This window comes from Photorhabdus sp. S10-54 (assembly GCF_963878145.1).
In the GTDB taxonomy this organism is placed as follows: Bacteria; Pseudomonadota; Gammaproteobacteria; order Enterobacterales; family Enterobacteriaceae; genus Photorhabdus; species Photorhabdus kayaii.
Map to the genome: position 1 here is coordinate 64,174 of NZ_CAWNXG010000027.1, position 3,287 is coordinate 67,460.

General features: G+C 54.5%; 2 rRNA genes. Both read left to right on the forward strand.

Features of this window, described 5'->3' with window-relative positions:
* Positions 1-111: 111 nt before the first annotated feature.
* Positions 112-3,021 (forward strand): 23S ribosomal RNA (locus AACQ83_RS15110).
* Between the two features lie 145 nt (positions 3,022-3,166).
* A 5S ribosomal RNA gene (gene rrf, locus AACQ83_RS15115) occupies positions 3,167-3,282 on the forward strand.
* Positions 3,283-3,287 lie beyond the last annotated feature (5 nt).

Below are 3,287 nucleotides of genomic sequence, written 5' to 3' on the forward strand. Positions count from 1 at the left end.
GCTCTTTAACAATCTGGAACAAGCTGAAAAATTGAAACTGTCGATAATATCGTCGAGGTATTATTGACGAGTCTCTCAAGCTGAACAATCCGAGACAGTTTCGGGTTGTGAGGTTAAGCAATTAAGCGTACACGGTGGATGCCTAGGCAGTCAGAGGCGATGAAGGACGTGCTAATCTGCGAAAAGCGTCGGTAAGCTGATATGAAGCGTGATAGCCGGCGATGTCCGAATGGGGAAACCCAGTGCAATGCGTTGCACTATCATTAACTGAATCCATAGGTTAATGAGGCGAACCGGGGGAACTGAAACATCTCAGTACCCCGAGGAAAAGAAATCAACCGAGATTCCCCCAGTAGCGGCGAGCGAACGGGGAGGAGCCCAGAACCAGCATCAGCCAGGGCATCAGAGGAACGGTCTGGAAAGGCCGGCGAGAGAGGGTGATAGCCCCGTACTCGAAGATGACCGGGTTGTGAGTTCGATGAGTAAGGCGGGACACGAGAAATCCTGTCTGAAGAGGGGGGGACCATCCTCCAAGGCTAAATACTCCTGACTGACCGATAGTGAACCAGTACCGTGAGGGAAAGGCGAAAAGAACCCCGGCGAGGGGAGTGAAAGAGAACCTGAAACCGTGTACGTACAAGCAGTGGGAGCCTTGATTTATCAGGGTGACTGCGTACCTTTTGTATAATGGGTCAGCGACTTATATTCTGTAGCGAGGTTAACCGGATAGGGGAGCCGCAGGGAAACCGAGTCTTAACTGGGCGAATGAGTTGCAGGGTATAGACCCGAAACCCGGTGAGCTAGCCATGGGCAGGTTGAAGGTTGGGTAACACTAACTGGAGGACCGAACCGACTAATGTTGAAAAATTAGCGGATGACTTGTGGCTGGGGGTGAAAGGCCAATCAAACCGGGAGATAGCTGGTTCTCCCCGAAAGCTATTTAGGTAGCGCCTCGTGAATTCATCTTCGGGGGTAGAGCACTGTTTCGGCTAGGGGGCCATCCCGGCTTACCAACCCGATGCAAACTGCGAATACCGAAGAATGGTATCACGGGAGACACACGGCGGGTGCTAACGTCCGTCGTGAAGAGGGAAACAACCCAGACCGCCAGCTAAGGTCCCGAAGTCATGGTTAAGTGGGAAACGATGTGGGAAGGCCCAGACAGCCAGGATGTTGGCTTAGAAGCAGCCATCATTGAAAGAAAGCGTAATAGCTCACTGGTCGAGTCGGCCTGCGCGGAAGATGTAACGGGGCTAAACCATGCGCCGAAGCTGCGGCAGTGACGTTGAGGCGTTGCTGGGTAGGGGAGCGTTCTGTAAGCTGTTGAAGGCGGCGCCGTGAGGCCTGCTGGAGGTATCAGAAGTGCGAATGCTGACATAAGTAACGATAAAGCGGGTGAAAAACCCGCTCGCCGGAAGACCAAGGGTTCCTGTCCAACGTTAATCGGGGCAGGGTGAGTCGACCCCTAAGGTGAGGCCGAAGGGCGTAGCTGATGGGAAACAGGTTAATATTCCTGTACTGAATGTGACTGCGAAGGGGGGACGGAGAAGGCTAGGCCATCCGGGCGACGGTCGTCCCGGTTTAAGCGTGTAGGTGGGAGGAGCAGGTAAATCCGCTCTTCTGTGAACACTGAGGCGTGATGACGAGCCGCTACGGCGGTGAAGTGGTTGATGCCCGGCTTCCAGGAAAAGCCTCTAAGCGCCAGGTCACATTGAATCGTACCCCAAACCGACACAGGTGGTCAGGTAGAGAATACTCAGGCGCTTGAGAGAACTCGGGTGAAGGAACTAGGCAAAATGGTGCCGTAACTTCGGGAGAAGGCACGCTGGCGTTAGGTGAAGGGAGAGACGCCCGGAGCCGAAGCCAGTCGCAGAGACCAGCTGGCTGCAACTGTTTATTAAAAACACAGCACTGTGCAAACACGTAAGTGGACGTATACGGTGTGACGCCTGCCCGGTGCTGGAAGGTTAATTGATGGGGTTAGCCGCAAGGCGAGGCTCTTGATAGAAGCCCCAGTAAACGGCGGCCGTAACTATAACGGTCCTAAGGTAGCGAAATTCCTTGTCGGGTAAGTTCCGACCTGCACGAATGGCGTAATGATGGCCAGGCTGTCTCCACCCGAGACTCAGTGAAATTGAACTCGCTGTGAAGATGCAGTGTACCCGCGGCAAGACGGAAAGACCCCGTGAACCTTTACTATAGCTTGACACTGAACATGGAGCCTTGATGTGTAGGATAGGTGGGAGGCTGAGAAGCGCGGACGCCAGTCTGCGCGGAGCCATCCTTGAAATACCACCCTTGAATGTTCGATGTTCTCACTTAGGCCCGTGAACCGGGCTGAGGACAGTGTCTGGCGGGTAGTTTGACTGGGGCGGTCTCCTCCCAAAGCGTAACGGAGGAGCGCGAAGGTTGGCTAATCACGGTCGGACATCGTGAGGTTAGCGCAAAGGCATAAGCCAGCTTAACTGCGAGAGTGACGGCTCGAGCAGGTACGAAAGTAGGTCTTAGTGATCCGGTGGTTCTGCATGGAAGGGCCATCGCTCAACGGATAAAAGGTACTCCGGGGATAACAGGCTGATACCGCCCAAGAGTTCATATCGACGGCGGTGTTTGGCACCTCGATGTCGGCTCATCACATCCTGGGGCTGAAGTAGGTCCCAAGGGTATGGCTGTTCGCCATTTAAAGTGGTACGCGAGCTGGGTTTAGAACGTCGTGAGACAGTTCGGTCCCTATCTGCCGTGGGCGCAGGAAGATTGAAAGGGGCTGCTCCTAGTACGAGAGGACCGGAGTGGACGCACCGCTGGTGTACGGGTTGTCATGCCAATGGCATCGCCCGGTAGCTAAGTGCGGGAGAGATAACCGCTGAAAGCATCTAAGCGGGAAACTTGCCTTGAGATGAGTCTTCCCTTGACTTGAGGTCACGGAAGGAACGTTTAAGACGAAGACGTGGATAGGCTGGGTGTGTAAGTGCAGCGATGCATTGAGCTGACCAGTACTAATGAACCGAGAGGCTTAACCTTACAACGCCGAAGGTGTTTTGGCGCTGGAAGACAGTGAATAGCTGTCAGAAGCCGGCAGAGAGATGAAATTTTCAGCTTGTTCAGAGATTGGTTCGGGCGGTTGTGGCAGCAAGGAGCGACAACGGCCGGAATGAAACCGAATATGCCTGGCGGCGATAGCGCGGCGGTCCCACCTGACCCCATGCCGAACTCAGCAGTGAAACGCCGTAGCGCCGATGGTAGTGTGGGGTCTCCCCATGTGAGAGTAGGGAACTGCCAGGCTTTAA